Annotated in this window: 17 protein-coding genes; 10 read left to right on the top strand and 7 right to left on the bottom strand. The window is 75.0% G+C overall.

The features are described 5' to 3' along the window. From fdh to selB, 5 genes are all read left to right on the top strand, one after another. On the top strand, nucleotides 1-2,665 hold a 2,665-nt coding region (gene fdh, locus VGH76_RS10225; protein ID WP_331556562.1), incomplete at its 5' end, for a formate dehydrogenase. Beyond that, nucleotides 2,665-3,732 (top strand): 4Fe-4S dicluster domain-containing protein, encoded by a 1,068-nt coding sequence (locus VGH76_RS10220; RefSeq protein ID WP_331556561.1) that lies wholly within the window; start codon nucleotides 2,665-2,667, stop codon nucleotides 3,730-3,732. The genes fdh and VGH76_RS10220, both read left to right, overlap by 1 nt. A gap of 31 nt (nucleotides 3,733-3,763) precedes the next feature. Further along, nucleotides 3,764-4,825: an NrfD/PsrC family molybdoenzyme membrane anchor subunit gene (nrfD, locus tag VGH76_RS10215; protein WP_331556560.1), complete on the top strand. Its 1,062-nt coding sequence runs from the start codon at nucleotides 3,764-3,766 to the stop codon at nucleotides 4,823-4,825. A gap of 122 nt (nucleotides 4,826-4,947) precedes the next feature. Beyond that, nucleotides 4,948-6,255, top strand: a complete 1,308-nt coding sequence (gene selA, locus VGH76_RS10210; protein ID WP_331556559.1) for an L-seryl-tRNA(Sec) selenium transferase — start codon at nucleotides 4,948-4,950, stop codon at nucleotides 6,253-6,255. Next, complete coding sequence (selB, locus tag VGH76_RS10205) at nucleotides 6,252-8,096, top strand: selenocysteine-specific translation elongation factor (protein ID WP_331556558.1); 1,845 nt, start codon at nucleotides 6,252-6,254, stop codon at nucleotides 8,094-8,096. Before selA ends, selB begins: the two co-directional genes overlap by 4 nt. A 42-nt stretch (nucleotides 8,097-8,138) precedes the next feature. Here the strand turns inward: selB and VGH76_RS10200 are convergent, their stop codons facing one another. The 3 genes from VGH76_RS10200 to VGH76_RS10190 all read right to left on the bottom strand — a co-directional run bounded on the left by VGH76_RS10200 (nucleotide 8,139) and on the right by VGH76_RS10190 (nucleotide 9,996). After that, nucleotides 8,139-8,864 carry an RNA polymerase sigma factor SigF gene (locus VGH76_RS10200; RefSeq protein ID WP_331556565.1) on the bottom strand — a complete coding sequence of 242 codons (726 nt, stop codon included), beginning with the start codon at nucleotides 8,862-8,864 and terminating at the stop codon, nucleotides 8,139-8,141. Between the two features lie 53 nt (nucleotides 8,865-8,917). Then, nucleotides 8,918-9,397 (bottom strand): ATP-binding protein, encoded by a 480-nt coding sequence (locus tag VGH76_RS10195; RefSeq protein WP_331556557.1) that lies wholly within the window; start codon nucleotides 9,395-9,397, stop codon nucleotides 8,918-8,920. Nucleotides 9,398-9,594: 197 nt separating this feature from the next. Then, nucleotides 9,595-9,996, bottom strand: a complete 402-nt coding sequence (locus VGH76_RS10190; RefSeq protein WP_331556556.1) for an anti-sigma factor antagonist — start codon at nucleotides 9,994-9,996, stop codon at nucleotides 9,595-9,597. 301 nt (nucleotides 9,997-10,297) lie between these two features. On the opposite strand from VGH76_RS10190, the gene VGH76_RS10185 reads away from it, so the two are divergent. Continuing rightward, nucleotides 10,298-10,597, top strand: coding sequence for a WhiB family transcriptional regulator (locus VGH76_RS10185; protein WP_331556555.1), 300 nt, complete (start codon nucleotides 10,298-10,300; stop codon nucleotides 10,595-10,597). A gap of 48 nt (nucleotides 10,598-10,645) precedes the next feature. Here the strand turns inward: VGH76_RS10185 and VGH76_RS10180 are convergent, their stop codons facing one another. Then, nucleotides 10,646-11,155: a proteasome activator gene (locus VGH76_RS10180; protein ID WP_414637703.1), complete on the bottom strand. Its 510-nt coding sequence runs from the start codon at nucleotides 11,153-11,155 to the stop codon at nucleotides 10,646-10,648. Nucleotides 11,156-11,266: 111 nt separating this feature from the next. On the opposite strand from VGH76_RS10180, the gene VGH76_RS10175 reads away from it, so the two are divergent. Continuing rightward, on the top strand, nucleotides 11,267-12,034 hold the full coding sequence (locus VGH76_RS10175) for an ATP-binding protein (protein WP_331556553.1): 768 nt from the start codon (nucleotides 11,267-11,269) through the stop codon (nucleotides 12,032-12,034). A gap of 3 nt (nucleotides 12,035-12,037) precedes the next feature. Here the strand turns inward: VGH76_RS10175 and VGH76_RS10170 are convergent, their stop codons facing one another. Then, the gene (locus VGH76_RS10170) at nucleotides 12,038-13,087 is read right to left on the bottom strand and encodes a DNA topoisomerase IB (protein WP_331556552.1); all 1,050 of its coding nucleotides are present in this window, start codon (nucleotides 13,085-13,087) and stop codon (nucleotides 12,038-12,040) included. Between the two features lie 95 nt (nucleotides 13,088-13,182). Between VGH76_RS10170 and VGH76_RS10165 the strand changes: the two genes are divergently transcribed. From VGH76_RS10165 to VGH76_RS10155, 3 genes are all read left to right on the top strand, one after another. Further along, the gene (locus VGH76_RS10165; protein WP_331556551.1) at nucleotides 13,183-13,704 is read left to right on the top strand and encodes a RecQ family zinc-binding domain-containing protein; all 522 of its coding nucleotides are present in this window, start codon (nucleotides 13,183-13,185) and stop codon (nucleotides 13,702-13,704) included. Between the two features lie 78 nt (nucleotides 13,705-13,782). Then, the gene (locus VGH76_RS10160) at nucleotides 13,783-14,142 is read left to right on the top strand and encodes a hypothetical protein (RefSeq protein ID WP_331556550.1); all 360 of its coding nucleotides are present in this window, start codon (nucleotides 13,783-13,785) and stop codon (nucleotides 14,140-14,142) included. A gap of 174 nt (nucleotides 14,143-14,316) precedes the next feature. After that, nucleotides 14,317-16,407 (top strand): 4-alpha-glucanotransferase, encoded by a 2,091-nt coding sequence (locus VGH76_RS10155; protein WP_331556549.1) that lies wholly within the window; start codon nucleotides 14,317-14,319, stop codon nucleotides 16,405-16,407. Between the two features lie 86 nt (nucleotides 16,408-16,493). Here the strand turns inward: VGH76_RS10155 and VGH76_RS10150 are convergent, their stop codons facing one another. Beyond that, nucleotides 16,494-17,345: a glycosyltransferase gene (locus VGH76_RS10150; RefSeq protein WP_331556548.1), complete on the bottom strand. Its 852-nt coding sequence runs from the start codon at nucleotides 17,343-17,345 to the stop codon at nucleotides 16,494-16,496. Beyond that, nucleotides 17,342-18,118: D-glycero-beta-D-manno-heptose 1-phosphate adenylyltransferase (rfaE2, locus tag VGH76_RS10145; RefSeq protein WP_331556547.1), on the bottom strand; the 777-nt coding region annotated here is incomplete at its 5' end. The genes VGH76_RS10150 and rfaE2, both read right to left, overlap by 4 nt.

The following is an 18,118-nucleotide window of genomic DNA, read 5'->3' as shown; positions in this document are numbered from 1 at the left end:
CAGCGCCACCGTCCCCGGTCTGGGGACCAGCTTCGGCCGCGGAGGGGCCTCGAACTTCCAGCAGGACCTGATCCACTCGGACTGCATCGTCATCGAGGGATCGAACATGGCGGAGGCCCACCCGGTGGGCTTCCAGTGGGTGATGGAGGCGAAGGCGCGCGGCGCCAAGATCATCCACGTCGACCCGCGGTTCACCCGGACCTCGGCGGTGGCCGACATGCACGTGCCGTTCCGGGCGGGCGCGGACATCGCCTTCCTGGGCGGGCTGATCAGCTACGTGCTCGAGAACGGTCTCGACTTCCGCGAGTACGTCGAGACCTTCACCAACGCGGCCGACATCGTCGGTGAGGACTTCGTCGACACCGAGGACATGGCGGGCCTGTTCTCGGGCTACAACGAGGAGACCGGGCGCTACGACCCGGTGTCCTGGCGGCTCGAGGGCGAGAGCTACAGCGCCCCGGCGGCCGGGCAGCGCGACCACTGGGAAGCCGAGCTGCGCGAGCACCACGCGGCGATCGGCTCCCACACCGGCGGCGGCTCGGGCGACGCGGCGCAGGCCACGAACGCCCCCGAGAAGGACCCGACGCTGCAGGACCCCCGCTGCGTCTACCAGGTGATGCGCCGGCACTACTCGCGCTACACCCCGGAGGCGGTCTCCCGGGTGTGCGGGATGGGCGTCGAGCAGTTCCTCGAGGTGGCCCGGGCCATCACGGCGAACTCGGGCCGCGAGCGGACCACGGCGTGGGTGTACTCGGTGGGCTGGACCCACCACAGCGTCGGCGCGCAGTACATCCGCGGCGCGGCGGTCCTGCAGACCCTGCTCGGCAACATGGGGCGCCCCGGTGGCGGCATCCTCGCGCTGCGCGGCCACGCCTCCATCCAGGGCTCGACCGACGTCCCCACGCTCTACGACCTGCTGCCGGGCTACATCCCCATGCCCAACGCCCACCTGCACTCCGACCTGCGGTCGTTCCTCGATGCAGACGCGGCGAAGACCGGGTTCTGGGGCCGGATGGACACCTACCTGATCAGCATGCTCAAGGCGTGGTGGGGCGACGCCGCGACCGCCGAGAACGACTTCGCGTTCGACTACATGCCGCGCCTCACCGGCGATCACGGGACGTACGGGATCGTGCGCGACCAGATCGACAAGAAGACGTTCGGGTACTTCGTCGTCGGCGAGAACCCCGCGATCGGGCACGCCAACGGGAAGATGCAGCGCCTCGGCCTGGCCAACCTGGAGTGGCTCGTCGTCCGGGACATGCAGATGATCGAGACGGCCACGTTCTGGAAGGACGGGCCGGAGATCGAGACCGGCGAGATGGAGACGGAGAAGATCGGCACCGAGGTCTTCTTCCTGCCCTGCGCCAACCACACCGAGAAGGCCGGCACGTTCACCAACACCCAGCGGCTGCTGCAGTGGCGCCGCGAGGCGGTGCACCCGCCAGGGGACGCCCGCTCGGAGCTGCACTTCTACTTCCACCTGGGCAAGCGGATCCGGGAGAAGCTGGCGGGCTCGACCGACGAGCGCGACCGCCCGATCCTCGACCTGACGTGGGACTACCCGACGTTCGGGATCCACGAGGAGCCGGACCCGGAGGACGTGCTCGGGGAGATCAACGGGTACGACGCCGAGGGCAACCCGCTGTCGACCTACACGCAGCTCAAGGCCGACGGGTCGACGACGGCGGGCTGCTGGATCTACACCGGGGTCTACGCCGACGGCGTCAACCAGGCCGACCGGCGCAAACCCGGCTCGGAGCAGGACTGGGTGGCCGCCGAGTGGGGCTGGGCGTGGCCGGCGAACCGCCGCACGCTCTACAACCGCGCCTCCGCGGACGCCGAGGGCAAGCCGTGGAGCGAGCGCAAGGCCTACCTCTGGTGGGACGAGGACGCTGGCCGGTGGACCGGCCACGACATCCCGGACTTCGAGGTCACGAAGCCGCCGTCCTACGTCCCGCCGGACGACGCCACGGCGGAGGACGCGCTCTCGGGCACCGACGCGTTCATCATGCAGGCCGACGGCAAGGCGTGGCTCTACGCGCCGGCCGGGATGGCGGACGGGCCGCTGCCCACGCACTACGAGCCGGTCGAGTCGCCGGTGGCCAACCTGCTGCACGAGCAGCAGGACAACCCGGCGCTCGAGCGGATCGACCGGGCGTGGAACCGCATCAACCCGTCGCAGAGCGAGGTGTATCCGTACGTCTTCCTCACCTACCGGCTGACCGAGCACCACACCGCCGGCGGGATGAGCCGCACGCTGCCCTACCTCTCGGAGCTCCAGCCGGAGTTCTTCTGCGAGGTCTCCCCCGCGCTGGCGCAGGAGCGCGGCCTCGAGCACCTGGGGTGGGCGACACTGGTCTCGGCGCGGACGGCGATCGAGGCCCGGGTGCTCGTGACGGAGCGCATGAAGCCGCTGCGGATCGGGGACCAGACCGTGCACCAGATCGGCCTGCCCTACCACTGGGGGTCGAACGGGGTGTCGACCGGCGACCCGGCGAACGACCTGCTCGGCGTCGTCATGGACCCCAACGTCCACATTCAGGAGTCGAAGGTGGCCACCTGCGACATCCAGCCGGGCCGGCGTCCACGGGGGCCGGCGCTGCTGGAGTTCGTGGAGCAGTACCGGCGCAAGGCCGGGGTCGAGCCAGGAGGGAACGTCTGATGACGTCAGTCTGGGACGCCTTCGGGGGGAAGGTCGACTCGCTCTACGGCCCGCTCCCCGACCCGGCGGCCGACGCCGGCTTCGCCGCTGACCACCCCAAGCGGGTCGGGTTCTTCACCGACACCTCGGTGTGCATCGGGTGCAAGGCCTGCGAGGTGGCCTGCAAGGAGTGGAACCTGGTGCCGGACGACGGCACCGACGCGAGCGACCTCTACCGCCTCACCGGGATGTCCTACGACAACACCGGTGACCTCGGGGCCTCCACCTGGCGCCACGTCGCCTTCATCGAGGACGTCCGACCGCACGGCACGGCGACGACCGCGCACGGCGGCACGACGACGGGGCACCTGCCGGCCGGGCTGCCCGCGGTGTCGGGCGGCCCGGTGCCGGGGGCGCCGCGCGACGCCGGCAGCTCCCCGCCCGGCGGCGGGACGGTCGACCTGCTCGCGCTGCTGCCCGACGAGGGCGCCCACGGCCAGCAGACCCCCGACGACGAGCGCGACGTGCGGTGGCTGATGGCCTCCGACGTCTGCAAGCACTGCACCCACGCCGGGTGCCTCGACAACTGCCCCACCGGTGCGCTGTTCCGGACCGAGTTCGGCACCGTCGTCGTGCAGGACGACATCTGCAACGGGTGCGGCTACTGCGTGCCGTCGTGCCCCTACGGCGTCATCGACGTGCGCGAGGCCGACGGCGGGGCCCACAAGTGCACGCTGTGCTATGACCGGCTGGGCAGCGGGATGGAGCCGGCCTGCGCGAAGGCGTGCCCGACGAACTCCATCCAGTTCGGCGACCTCGACGAGCTGCAGGCCGCGGCCGACGCCCGGCTGGCCGAGCTGCACGGGCGCGGGGTGGCCGAGGCCCGGCTCTACGGGCGCGACGAGGACGACGGCGTCGGCGGCGACGGCGCGTTCTTCCTGCTGCTCGACGAGCCGGAGGTCTACGGGCTGCCGCCGGACCCGATCGTCACCACCCGCGACCTGCCCGAGATGTGGCGGAACGCGGCGCTCACCGCGCTCGGGCTGGGTGCGGCCGCCGTCGCGACGTTCTGGAGGGCGCGGCGATGACGCAGGACGGGCGGCGGAGCGGAGGCGGACCATGAGGCAGGACCTCAATCCACAGATGCCGGAGCGGCACGGCGTCGAGCGCGACCAGGTCAAGCCGCGACGCGGCGGGCGGGGCCGGGGCCGCAAGGGCGAGCAGCTGATGGTCCCCGAGGCCGAGTTCCGCTCCTACTACGGCCGCCCGATCATCAAGGCGCCGGTGTGGAAGAACCCCGACGTCCCGCTGTACCTGTTCCTCGGCGGTCTGGCCGGGTCGTCGTCGATCCTCGGCGCGATGGGGGGCGCCACCGGCCGCCCGACGCTGCGCCGGGCCGGGCGCTTGGCCGCGGCCGGCGGGGCCGTCGGCGGAACGGTGTTCCTCGTCCACGACCTGCACCGCCCGACGCGGTTCCTGCACATGCTGCGGGTGCTCAAGCCGACCTCGCCGCTCTCGGTCGGGACGTGGATCCTCTCCCCGTTCGCGACGTTCGCCGCAGCGACGGCGGCCACCGAGGTGACCGGCTGGTTCCGGCGGACCGGCGACCTCACCGGGGTCGCGGCCGCCGTGATCGGGCCGGCCCTGGCCACGTACACCGCGGTGCTGTTCTCGAACACCGCGGTGCCGACCTGGCACGAGGCGCACCGTCACCTCCCGGTGCTCTTCGGCTCCAGTGCCGCGGCCGCCGGCGGCGGGTTCGGGCTGGTCTTCGCCTCGGTGGCGGACAACGAGCCGGCGGCCCGCCTGGGCGTCCTCGGCGCTGTCGTCGAGCTGGCGACCGAGGAGAAGATGACCCGCGACCTCGGCCTGCTCGGCGACGTCTACGAGAAGGGCCGCGCGAAGACGCTGATGACGGCGTCGAAGGCGTGCCTGGTGGCGGGCGCGGTGGGCGCCGTCGTCGGGCGGAAGCGCCGGTGGTCCTCGGCGCTGTCCGGCCTGGCGCTGCTCGCGGGCTCGGCGCTGACCCGGTTCGGGGTCTTCGACGCCGGGATCGCGTCGGCGAACGACCCCGCGCACATCGTGGTCCCGCAGCGCGAGCGGATCCGGCGCCGCGAGGAGGCCGTCCAGCCGGGGACGACCCCGCCCGACCGGAAGTACGCCCCCGCGGCCGGCTCCTAGGTCGGCCGCCCCGGGAGCGAACGGTCCGTTCGCTGCTTCTCTGTGAGCGAAAGTGCCGCTCGCTCGAGGAGGCGGCGGAACCCGGGGCGGCGCCACGGCGCGGTCCGGGGGATCCTGGGCACATGACCGGCGTGAGCACCGAGGACCCGCGACGCCGCATCCCGCGCACCGACGCCGTCCTCGCCGACCCGCGGCTCGCCGGCGCGGTGGACGCCGTCGGGCGGGCCCGGGTGAAGGACGTCGTGGTGGCGGCGCAAGGACGTGCGCGCCGCGGGGAGCTGGGGCCCGACGAGGTGACCGACGCCGTTCTCGCCGACCTCGCCCTGCTGGGCCCGACCGCCGCCAGCCTGCGCCCGGTGATCAACGCCAGCGGGGTGCTGCTGCACACCAACCTGGGCCGCGCGCCGCTCTCCCGGGCGGCCCGCGACGCCGTCGTCGCCGCCGCCGGGACGACCGACGTCGAGCTCGACCTCGTCACCGGAGGACGTGGCCGTCGGGGTGCCGGTGCGCTCGACGCGCTGGCGGCGGCGGTGCCCGACGCGGGCGGGGTGCACGTCACGAACAACGGCGCCGCGGCCCTGGTGCTCGCCGCGACCGCGCTGGCCGCGGGCCGGGAGATCGTCATCGCGCGCGGCGAGATGGTCGAGATCGGGGACGGGTTCCGGCTGCCGGACCTGCTCGTCTCCACCGGCGCCCGGCTGCGGGAGGTCGGGACGACGAACCGGGTGCACCCCCGCGACTACGCCGACGCGGTCGGTCCCGACACCGGGATGATCCTCAAGGTCCACCCGTCGAACTTCGTCGTCACGGGGTTCACCTCCTCGGTGCCGACCGCCGAGCTGGTGGGCCTGGGCGTGCCCGTCGTCGTCGACATCGGGTCGGGTCTGCTCGCGCCGGACCCGGCGCTGCCCGACGAGCCGGACGCGGCGACGGCGTTGCGCGCCGGCGCCGACCTGGTGACGGCCTCGGGCGACAAGCTGCTCGGCGGCCCGCAGGCCGGCCTGCTGCTGGGGACCGCCGAGCTGGTGCACCGGCTGCGCCGCCACCCGCTCGCGCGGGCGCTGCGGGTGGACAAGCTGACGCTGGCCGCGCTGGAGGCGACGCTGCGGGGCCCGGAGCCCCCGGCCCGGGCGATGCTGCACACCTCGTCGCGGGAGCTGGCGGCGCGGGCGGACGCGCTCGCCGCCGCGGTGGGCGTGGAGGCGGTCGCCTGCACCGCGGCCGTGGGCGGCGGGGGCGCGCCCGGCGTCGAGCTGCCCAGTGCGGGGCTCGCGCTGCCGGTCGAGGCCGCGGCGGCGCTGCGGGCCGGCGCGGACCCTGTCGTCGCGCGGGTGGAGCGCGGGCGCTGCGTGGTCGACCTGCGCTCGGTGGACCCCGACGACGACGCCCGGCTCGCGGCGGCGATCCGGGCCGCGCTGGCAGACCCGTGAGGGTCGTCGCGACGGCGGGCCACGTCGACCACGGCAAGTCCACGCTGGTCCGGGCGCTGACCGGGATGGAGCCTGACCGCTGGGCCGAGGAGCGCCGGCGCGGGATGACCATCGACCTCGGGTTCGCATGGACGGTCCTGCCGGGCACGGACGAGCCGGTCGCGTTCGTCGACGTGCCCGGCCACGAGCGGTTCGTGACGCAGATGCTGGCGGGGGTCGGGCCGGTCCCGGCGACGATGTTCGTCGTCGCCGCCGACGAGGGCTGGATGCCGCAGTCCGGGGAGCACCTCGACGCGCTGCACGCGCTCGGGGTGCGCCACGGGCTGCTCGTCGTGACGCGCTCCGACCTCGCCGACCCCGAACTCGCCCGGGACGAGGCCCTGGAGCACCTGGCGGAGTCCGGGCTGGGGCGACTGCCGGCGGTGTGCGTGTCGGGGACGACCGGTGAGGGTCTCGACGAGCTCCGGACCGCGCTCGGCGCCCTCGTCGGCGGGCTCCCGGAGCCCGACCTCGACGGTGACGTGCGGCTCTGGGTCGACCGCGCCTTCACGATCCGGGGGGCGGGCACCGTCGTCACCGGGACGCTGGGGGCCGGGCGGATCTCGGTCGGGGACGAGCTGGTCCTGTCCGGCGAGGACCGCGAGCGGCCGGTGGCGGTCCGGGGGCTGCAGGCGCTGGGGGCGCCGGTGGAGACCGCGCCCGCGGTGTCGCGGGTGGCGGTGAACCTGCGGGGGGTGCCGCTCGAGACGCTCTCCCGGGGGGACGCGCTGCTCACGCCCGGCCGGTGGCTCGCCACGTCGGTCGTCGACGTCCGGCTCCACCCGCCCCGCGGGTCCGGCACGCACCGGGCCGAGGACACGCTGCCCGCGCAGGTGATGCTGCACGTCGGGTCCGCGGCGGTCGCGGCCCGCGTCCGGCCGCTGTCGCACGCGGACGCGCCGGACACGGCCGGGGAAGCCGGGGAAGCCGGCACCCGGACACTGCGCCTGACCCTGCGCGTCCCAGTGCCGCTGCGTCCCGGCGACCGCGCCCTCCTGCGCGACCCCGGCGCCCACGCCGTCCTCGGCGGGATCACCGTACTCGACGTCCGCCCGCCCGAGCTGCGTCGGCGGGGCGCGGCGCGCCGCCGGGCGGCGCAGCTCGCGGAGACCTCCGGGACGCCCGACCCGGCCGCCGAGCTGCGGCGACGCAAGCTGCTGCGGGTGGACGACCTGGCGGGGCTGGGTCTCGCGTCGGCGCCGCCGGACGCGCCGGCCGCCGCCGGATGGCTGGCCGACCCGGAGCACCTCGACGCGCTCGCGGCCCGGCTCGTCGAGGCCGTCGCGGCGCACGCGGACGCCGACCCGCTCGATCCGGGGCTGCCGATGCGGGCCGCCGCCCGCGCCCTCGAGCTGCCGGACCCGCGACTGCTCGCCCTGGTCCTGGCGCGTCCTCCGGCCTCGGACGACCTCGCTGAGGAGGGCGGCCGGATCCTGCGCCGAGGCGACGGCGGGCTGCCGGCGACGGTGCGCACGGCGCTCGCGGAGGTCGGGAAGGACCTCGAGGCGTCGCCGTTCGCGGCGCCGGAGGCGGACCGGCTCGCCGAGCTCGGGCTCGGGGCCCGGCAGCTCGGGGCGGCGGTGCGGGCCGGTGAGCTGCTCCGGGTCGCCTACGGCATCTACCTGCGCCCGGACGCCCCGGACCGCGCGGTGGAGGCGCTGGCGGAGCTCGAGCAGCCGTTCACGGTGTCGGCGGCGCGCCAGGCGCTGAGGACGACCCGGCGGGTGGCAGTGCCGCTGCTCGAGCTCCTCGCGAGGACCGGCCGCACCCGGCACGACGGCGAGGGCCACCAGGTGCGATAGGTGCGCTCCGCGCATGTGAGCACATGGCCGCAGGCCACCTATCTACTCGGACAGCTCCTGGCGCAGCGTCGCCAACGTGCGCGTGAGCAGCCGGGAGACGTGCATCTGCGACACCCCGACGCGCTCGGCGATCTGGGTCTGCGTCATCCCGCCGAAGAAGCGCAGCATGACGATCGTGCGCTCCCGCTCGGGGAGCCGGCGCAGCGCGGGCTGCACGGTCTCGCGGTGCTCGACCTGGGTGAGCTCGTCGTCGTCGGTGCCGAGCACGTCGGCCAGCCGACCGGAGGACGGGTCGTCGACGAGCATGTCGTCCAGCGAGCTCGACCGGTAGGCGTTGGCGGCCTCGAGCGCCTCGAGGATCTCCTCGCGCGGGCGGGACAGCCGCTCGGCGAGCTCACCCGCCGTCGGGGCCCGACCCAGCTCCTGGGAGAGCGCGGGCATCGCCGAGCCGATCGCCAGGCGCAGGTCCTTGAGCCGCCGCGGCACCCGCGTCGACCACGCCTTGTCGCGGAAGTACCGCCGCACCTCACCGGTGATGGTGGGCACCGCGTAGGACAGGAAGTCCGACCCGCGCTCCGGGGAGAAGCGGTCGACGGCGTGGATCAGACCGACCGTCGCGACCTGCTCGAGGTCCTCCTGCGGCTCGCCGCGCTGGGAGAAGCGGCGGGCGATGTGCCGGGCCAGGGGGAGGTACCCCTCGACCAGGCGGTCACGGAGCACCTCACGCCGGGCGTCGCCGGGCGGCAGGGACGCGTGCTCCACGAGCATGGGCACGAGGTGGCCGTAGGAGTCGTCCCCGCGCTGCTCCCCGGCCGGCGCGCTCACGTCGTCGTCCGGTCCTTGAGCAACCGGATACCGATCCACCCGCCGTCGCCGCCGAGGACCTCGGCCGCATCGGTGAGGGTGTCCAGCACCCGCCATCCGAAGGTGTCCTGGCGCAGGGTGGTGGGGGCCTCGACGGGGACCCGCGCCACCACCGCGATGCGGCCCTCGACGACGGTGAACCCGCAGCGCAGCTGGCCCCCGGGGGCGGACAGCGGCACGAGCGCCGAGCACGCCTCGTCGACCGCCATCCGCAGGTCGGAGACGGCGTCGAGGTCGAAGTCGGCGCGGGCCGCGAGGTCGGCGGCCACGGCGCGCACCGAGGGGATCAGTGCCGGGTCGGCGTGCACGCGCACCTCGACCGGGCTGGGGACCTCGGCGAGGTCGGTGGTGCCCGTCAGGCCGTCGAGCTCCGTCGCCGCTCCCGGAGCGGGGACCTCGGGCACGCGCTCACGCTGGGCGGGTTCGGGCGTCTGCACGACTGCGGGTCTCCGTTTCGCGGCGGGTCGGTGGACTTCTCCGACGGTTGTCATCGGGGCCGGGGAGCACGACCGACGCCCAGGTGGCGCACCGATCGCTGCGTCACCGTATCGGCGCACGCGCCGCCGGTCACCACCGGTCGTCACGCCCGTGTCGGTCCCCGACACGACGGTCCTTCTCCCCGGAGCGGGCCGCCTCAGGCGGCCAGCGCCTCCTCCACCGTCGGGTGGATCTCGAACAGGTCCGTCAGCCCGGTGGCCTGCAGCGGCCGACTGACCGGCCTGCTGTCGGCGACCAGGCGCAGGGTGACACCGCGGTTGCGGGACTCGTCGAGCGCCTCCACCAGCAGCGCGAGGCCGCTGGACCCCAGGAACTCGACCGCGAGCATGTCGAGGACGAGCACGGTCAGCCCGGCCCCCAGCTCCTCGGTGACCTTGGCGCGCAGCGCCGGCGTGGTGAGCATGTCGATCTCCCCCGACAGCCGGATCACCGACGTGTCGCCGGAGCGCTCGACCTCGACCCCCATCGGCTCCTCGGTCGAGAAGTCGTCCTCGGTCGCCACGACCTCGCGCCCCCCGTTACCTGCGCTATCCGACATGCACAGCACTCCTCTTGGCTCTCTCTGGGCTGCGGTGGCGCCAGTGCGGCCGCACCATACCCACCGTGCGGACCCTACTCGCGACGCACGGTCGCCGGGTGGTCGCGGCCGGGGCGGGCGTCGGCGCCGCCGACGCTCGTGCCCAGGGACGACGCCGGGAACGGTCGCGTCCGACCGAGTGACGGCAGATGGGTTTGTGATCTCGGACGGATGGCTATTCCCGGCACGCCCGGGTCGGGCCACACCGTTCCGACCCTCCGGAACGCCCCTGCGCGCTCCTCCCTGGTGACTGGAGGTTCCCGTGGCCGATGTGCGCCTGCTCCCCGGACCGATCATCGACGAGTGGGACTGGCAGCTGCACGGTTCCTGCCGCGGTATGGACTCGAGCTTCTTCTTCCACCCCGATGGCGAGCGCGGCCCGCGTCGCGAGCAGCGCGCCAGTCAGGCGAAGAAGGTCTGCATGAGCTGCCCGGTGCTGGAGCCGTGCCGCCGCCACGCCCTCGCCACCCGCGAGCCGTACGGCGTCTGGGGCGGGCTGACCGAGGACGAGCGCCGCTCCGCCCTCCGCCGCTCGACCGGTGACGTGATCCTCGAGGCCTGACCTCGCCCGGGCCCCCGATCCGGGGGCCCGTCCGTCTTGGCGGCCTCCTCAGAGGTACTGGCCGCCGAACTGGCCGCTCTCGAGCGCGCCGTCGCCGAGGGCACCGTCGCGACCCCGCCGCATCTGCGCCAACTGGCCGCGTGCCGACATCTGCTGGGCGAGTACCGCGCTCTGGATGCCGTGGAAGAGCCCCTCCAACCACCCGAGCAGCTGGGCCTGCGCGATCCGCAGCTCCGCCTGGGACGGCACCTCGTCGGTCCCCAGCGGCAGCGAGATGCGGTCCAGCTCGTCGCGCAGCTCCGGGGCGAGTCCTTCGCCCAGCTCGGTGATCGAGCGGGCGTGGATGTCCGCGAGACGAGCGCGCCCGGCCTCGTCGAGCGGCGCCTGGCGGACCTCCTCGACGAGCTTGCCCACCATGCCCGCGACGCGCATCACCGCGCCCGGAGACTCGACGAGCTCCGCCGTGCCCGCGCCGTCGCCGGCCCCGCTCGCGGCCGCCGCGGCCAGCGCCGACTGCTCGCGACCCTCGTCCGCGACGCTCTCCGGTTCCTCGCTCACCGCCCCATGATGTCCTGCCCCGCCCGGGCGCGCCCGGGCACCGTCGCCGTTCCCGGGCCCGGCCGGGCTTGGGCCCCCCTGACCCGGGGTACCACGGCCGCGAGGTGAATCGTGCAGAAGCTCGCGTGGGATGTCCGGCCCGCGTCGCCCGCGGGCGGCGCGGTCGTCGTGTCGGTCGAGGGCGACCTCGACCGCGCCGGCCGGGCCGAGTTCGTCGCCGGGCTCGCTGCACTGCTCTCCGAGTACCACGCGGTGGTGCTCGACGTGTCCGCGCTGATCCCCCACCACAGCTCCACGGTCCACGTGTTCGCCGAGGCCCTGACCCGCGCAGGCGGCTGGCCCGGGGTCTGTCTCGCGCTCGTCGCGCCGGACCCGTCCCTGGCGTCGCTGCTGACCGCCTCGCGCGTCGACCAGGAGGTGCCGGTCTACGACGCCGTCGTCGACGCGGTCTCACACCTCTCGGACCGGCCCCCGGTGCTGCGCGACGGCTGGCGGTTCGACGTCGACCCGCACGCCCCGGGCCGGGCCCGCGCCCGGGTGCGCGACGTGTGCCGCCGCTGGGGTCTCGACGGCCACGTGCGGGAGGCCGCGGAGATCGTCATCACCGAGCTGCTCACCAACGCCGTGGAGCACGCCACCAGTCCGTCGGTGGTGGAGGTCGAGCGGCACGGTGACGCGTTCCGGCTGGCCGTGCGCGACTACGACGCGGGCACGACGGGGCACGACGTACCGGCCGCGACGGCGTGGCAGGCACCGCCGACGTCGTCGCCGCGCGGCCGTGGCCTCGCGATGGTGGCCGCCGTCTCGCGCTCGTGGGGCGTCCTGCACCACCCCGACGGCAAGACGGTGTGGGCGGAGATGCCGACCCAGCCGGCCTGACGGTCAGCTCCGCTTGGTGACCAGCTCCAGCACGGCCTCCTCGATCCGGTCGCGCATCGTGAGGTCGGAGGGATCGGCGCCGAGGATGGCGTCGCGAACCGTGCGACCGGCCTCGAAGTGCTCGACGAGCACCGGGTCGACGTAGGAGCGCTTGGACACCGCGGGGGTATTGCCGAGCTGGCCCGCCACGGTCTTCATGGTGTGCGTGACGGCGGCCTTGAGCTGGCGCTGCGCACTCGGTGGGGCGCCGTCGTCGCCGACCTGGGTGGCGAGCGCGACGGCGGCCACCACCCCGGCGTTCCAGGTGCGCAGGTCCTTGGCGGTGAACTCCTCGCCGAGCAGTTCGCGGACGGCGTCGTTGACGTCGTCCGCGGTGACGTCGTGCCACGTGGTGCCGCCGCGGCTGCCCCGCCGCCAGGCCAGCAGGTCGTCGCCCCCGCCTCGCCGGCGTTTGAGTGAGTTGACCAGCCGGTGGGTCTGCTCGTCGTGGATGGTCATGGTGCGCGGGACGCCGGCCTTCGCGGTGTAGCGGAACTCGACGGCGCCGTCGCGGCGGGCGGTCGCGTGGTCGCGGCGCAGCGTGGCGAGGCCGAAGGAGGCCTCGCTGTGGCGGTCGCCCTCGGCGTACTCCTCGCCGCCGACGCGGAACGCACCGAGGTCGAGCAGCCACACGGCGCCCGCCATGACCCGGTCCCGGCCGAGGCCGTCGGCGGACAGCTGCTCGGTGAGCCGGCGGCGCGCCTCGGGCATGAGCGCGCCGAGCCGGGCGACCCGGGCGAACTTCTCCGCGTCGCGCTGGGTGACCCACTCGGCGTGGTAGCGGTACTGCCGTCGACCCGCGGCGTCGGTGCCCACGGCCTGGATGTGGCCGTCGGCCTGCGGGCAGATCCACACGTCCCGCCAGGCCGGCGGGACGACGAGCGCCTCGATGCGGTCGAGGACCTCCGGATCCTGCACGGCCTGGCCCGTGGTGAGGTCGTGGTAGCTGAACCCCCGCCCGCGACGACGGCGCCCGATCCCGGGCCCGTGGGGGTCCACCTTCTGCAGCGTCACCGGCGGGGCGTACCCCGACGCGGGTCGCGCACAACCGTGGCGTCGGCCTGCGAAGGCGCCGTTTCGACCGGGTCGGCCGTGCCCATCCCGGCGCCGTGACGCACGAGCTCCGTCCCGACGCGTCGGGCGCTCCCGTGGAGTGCCCCTGCGGCCCGGTGCCCGCCGACCTCGCCGACGCGATCGGCCCGGCCACCGGGGAGATCGGCCGGGCGGGCCGCGACGGGGGCCCGGCGCGCGCGGTGCTGCTGCACCGCCCGCAGGACCTCGCGCGCCCCAGCCGGGAGCGGCAGCAGAGCAAGGTCGAGCTGGTCCGCCGCTACGCCGAGGGCCGCGGCTGCCGCCGGCGCACGCTGCTCGAGGTGCTGGGCGAGGCCCGGGTCGAGCCGTGCGGGAACTGCGACCACTGTGACTCCGGCGACGTCGGCGATCCCGGGGAGCGCTCCGGCACGTCCCACGGAGAGCCGGCACCGGGCGAGACGGTGGCCCACGACGAGTGGGGCCGCGGAATAGTCCAGACGGTGGAGGACGACACCGTCATCGTCCTGTTCGATGGGGCCGGGTATCGCACGTTGTCGATGCCGGTGGTCCGCGAACGCGGGTTGTTGACACCCGTGTGACGGGCTCGGCGTTTCGCTGTCACACAGCGTGTGCACCCTGTCGTAGTGCAGTTGTATTCGTGTAATCCGAAACGGAAGGTGACCGTGCTCCTCGATCCCACCTCCTCCCGGCTCGACACCGCCGTCCCCACCACGCCCGTGCGCGCCGCCTTCGGCGACGACGCCGCTCCCGACCTCCCCGACGACCTCGCCGGCCTCGTCTCGCGCGCCCGCCGCGACCGGGGCTCCGCGCTCGCCCTCGTGCACCTGCTCCTCGAGCGCGGCTGGACCGCCTCCGCCGTGAGCACCGCGCTCGCCGACGAGATCGGCCTGACCCGCTCCCAGATCGAGGCCCTCGCGACCGTGCGCCGGCCGCGGACCTCGGCGTCCGACGTCGCCGACCGGCTCGTCGCCGCGCGCCGCCCGCTCGCCCGCGTCCCGCACCCGCGCCGCGGCTGAGCGCCCCGCCCCGTCCTGAGCGACCGGCACTCTCGTTCGCGGAGAAGCAGCGAGGGTGCCGTTCGCTCCGCCGGACGAGGGCGGAACGGGGCGGGACCGGCGGGTCGGCGGAGGAGGCGAACGGGCACCTGGGATCCTGATCCGCCCGCATCGCACGACCCCCGAGGAGCGCCGGTGCCCCCCGTCCAGGACGACCTCGCCAAGCTCGCGGCGGCCTACGGGGTCGCGACCAGCTACCGCGATGCGGCGGAGCGGACGGTCGACGTCGACGCCGCCGTCGTCGTCGACGTCCTGGCCGCTCTCGACGTCGACGCCTCCTCCCCCGAGGCCGTGGCCGCCGCGCTGGCGGCCCGCTCCCGCCATGACCTGCCGCCGACGATCGTCGCGCCCACCGACCTGGAGCTCCCCGGCCCCGGCGAGCTGACCCTCGAGGACGGCGACGTCCGGTCGGTGTCCGCGCTCGACGCGACGACCACCGCCGACCTGCCGGTCGGATACCACCGGCTGCACTGCGGCGGGGCCGAGGCCACGGTGCTCGTCGCGCCGGCGCGGGCCCCCGAGGTCCCCCGCACGTGGGGCTGGATGGTCCAGGTGTACTCGCTGCACTCCGACGAGTCGTGGGGCTGCGGCGACCTGGTGGACCTGCGCGACCTGCTCACCGCCGTGTCCGGCCAGGGCGCGGGCGCCGTGCTGTGCAACCCACTGCACGCGCTGCGCCTCGACCCCACTGTGGAGGCCTCGCCGTACTCGCCGTCGTCGCGCCGCTTCCTGCACCCGGTCTCGCTGCGCGTGCAGGCCACGCCCGCCTACCGTGCGGCGCCCGCCCACGTCCGCCACGCCGTGGACCGGCTCGCGCCGGGTCACGGCACCGACGACGTCCTGGGTGAGCGGAAGGACGACGGGCTCATCGACTACGACGAGGTCTGGAGCGCCAAGCGTTCCGCCCTCGCGCTGCTGCGCCCGTTCGCCGGATCGGTCGGGGCGCTGCCGAGCATGCCCGACCAGGAGGCGCCCCTGGTGCCGGGCGCGTTCCTCGCACCGCCCGCCGACGACGCCGAGGCCGGGCACGCCACCACCGACGAGGCGCTGGCCACCGAGCACCAGGCCGCGCTCGCCGTGATGGACCCCGGGCTGCGCGACGTGGCGACCTGGTTCGCGCTCGCCGAGCGGCACGGTCCGGAGTGGCGGAGCTGGCCCGAGGGGCTGCGCTCCCCCGACGGCGACGGCATCCCCGACGCGCGCGCCGAGCTCGCCGACCGGATCGTCTTCCACGCCTGGTGCCAGTACCTGCTCGACGTGCAGCTCGCCGAGGCCCACGCCGCCACCTTCGGCATGCCCGTGGGGCTGATCGCGGACCTCGCGGTGGGGTGCGCCCCGGACGGCGCGGACGCGTGGGCCCTGCAGTCCTTCCTGGCGCCCGGGGTGCACGTCGGGGCGCCGCCGGACGACTTCAACCAGCGCGGCCAGGACTGGTCGCTGCCGCCGTGGCGGCCGGACCGCCTCGCCGAGGCCGGGTACGGCCCGCTGCGCGACATGCTCTCCGCGGTGCTGCGCCACGCCGACGGGGTGCGGATCGACCACGTCGCCGGGCTGTGGCGGCTGTGGTGGATCCCGCCGGGCCGCCCCGCCACCGAGGGCACCTACGTGTCCTACGACGCCGAGGCGATGCTCGCGGTGCTGGCGATCGAGGCCACCCGGGCCGGGGCGATCGTCGTCGGGGAGGACCTCGGCACCGTCGAGCCCGAGGTCACCGAGGGCCTCGAGGCGCGCGGGATGCTCGGGTGCGCGGTGCTGTGGTTCCAGCGCGACGACGACGGCGACCTCCTCCCGCCGCAGCAGTGGCCGGACACCAGTCTCGGCACGATCTCGACGCACGACCTGCCCACGGCCGTCGGGTTCCTGCGTGACGAGCACGTGCGGGCGCGCGAGGAGGCGGGGCTGCTCACCGACCCCGACGGGGCCCGCGAGCAGGCCGCCCGCGACCGGGCGGAGCTGCTGGCGCTGCTGGTGGCCCAGGGCCTGCTCGCCGAGGGGGACACCGACGAGGACCGGATCGTCGCCGCCATGCACGCGCTGTTGGCGCGAGCATCGTCGCGGATCGTGCTGGCCGCGTTCACCGACGTGCTCGACGAGCCCCGCCAGCCGAACCTGCCCGGTACCACCGACGCCTACCCGAACTGGCGGATCCCGCTGCCGAGCTCGACCGAGGAGATGCTGCGCGATCCGCGGGTGCAGGCGACGGTGCGGACGTTGCGGGCGCGGTGAGCCCGGGCCCGCCCCCCACGGCAGCAACGGCACGTTCCTGGCATCTGACGCCAGGACGGCGCCGCTCTCCCACGGGGCGGCCCGGCTCACAACGACCGGAGATCCACCGCCGAGGCACCCCGGTCGGGCAGCGTCGTCTCCGACTCCTGGTGGTAGGCCCCGCTGGGCAGGATGCCGGCGCCGCCACGACGGGCCATGACCCGCTGCTGGACCAGCACGTCCTCCCCGTGGGCGTTCTCGGGGACCTCGCGCCAGAAGTCGAATCCACCGGCCTCCACCAGCGCCTCCCGGTCGAAGAGCACGCAGCCCGCCGCCCACGCGATCCGGTAGGCCCGCCACGTCGACGCCGCCGGGAACGGGCCGCCCCGCGCGTCGAGCCCGAGCGACTCGGCGAGGTGGACGCCGTTGGCGGCGTTGCCGAGCCGCCAGCGCTCCCAGGCCGCGGACCCCTTCTCGATGCGCTCGGGGCGCACCCCGTCGCTCCACTCCGCGTAGTGCGCGCGCTCGGCCGGCCGGTGGTCGTCGACGTGCGAGAGGCCCTGCATCGCGGCCGCGACCAGCCCGCAGCGCAGCGTCCGCAGCGCGGTGTGCAGCCGCGCGAGCACGCCCGGCTCCAGCCAGACGTCGTCGTCGAGGAAGAGCACCGCGTCGGCCTGCGCACAGGACAGCAGGAACGCCCGCTGCTCGGCGATCCCCCGCCGCGGCAGGTGCCGGAGCAGCTCGACCGGCACGCCGCGCTGGCGCAGGACGCGGACCATCGCGGCGGCCGAGGGGGTGTCGAACGAGGCCGGACCGGACCCGTCGTCGGGACCCGACTGGTCGGAGACGACCACCCGGAACGACGGCCCACCGACCTGGGCGGCGAGCCCCGCCAGCGTGGTGGCCAGCTCGACCGACCGGTTGCGGGTGGGGATCAGGACGTCGACGTCGTGGGTCATGCCTGCACCCGGCCGCCCCGGATCCGCTCCAGCGTAGCGGTGGTGGAGCGGTCGGCCAGGTAGTCGAGGATGACCACCCGCCCGCCGTACCCGGCAACGGTCGGGGTCTCCGGCAGCATCTCAGGGGTGTAGTCGCCGCCCTTGGCGTAGACGTCGGGACGCAGCGCCTCCAGCAGCTCGACCGGGGTGTCGTCGGCGAACCCGACGACGTGGTCGACGCACGAGAGCGCCCCGATCACCGCCGCGCGGTCGGCCAGGGAGTTGACGGGCCGGTCGGGACCCTTGAGCCGCCGGACGCCCTCGTCGGCGTTGAGGGCCACGACGAGCACGTCGCCGAGCCGTTTGGCCTGGTTGAGGTAGGCGACGTGGCCGCGGTGCACGACGTCGAAGCAGCCGTTGGTGAACACGATCCGCTTCCCGGCGGCGCGGTCCGCGGCGACGAGCCGGTCGAGCTCCGCGGCGGTCGCGAGCGTGCCGCCGGAGGCCCCGACGCGGGCGGTGAGGTCGGCGGTGGAGCACACCGCGGTCCCGGCCCGGTCGACGACGACGTCGGCGGCGGCCTGGGCCAGCTCGACGGCGGTCGGCGCAGGGGTGCCCGCGGCGAGGGCGAGGGAGAGGGCCGCGGTGAACGAGTCACCGGCGCCGCAGGCCCGGCTCTCGGGGACCGGACGCGCCCACGTGCGGTGCGCCGGGAGCTCGTCGGGCAGCAGCAGCGCGCCGTCACGGTCCAGGGTGACGACGACGGTGCCCGCGCCGGAGCGGGCCCGCAGCTC

Source organism: Actinomycetospora sp. (assembly GCF_036497585.1).
GTDB lineage: Bacteria > Actinomycetota > Actinomycetes > Mycobacteriales > Pseudonocardiaceae > Actinomycetospora.
This window is presented reverse-complemented; position numbering and strand designations above follow the sequence as displayed.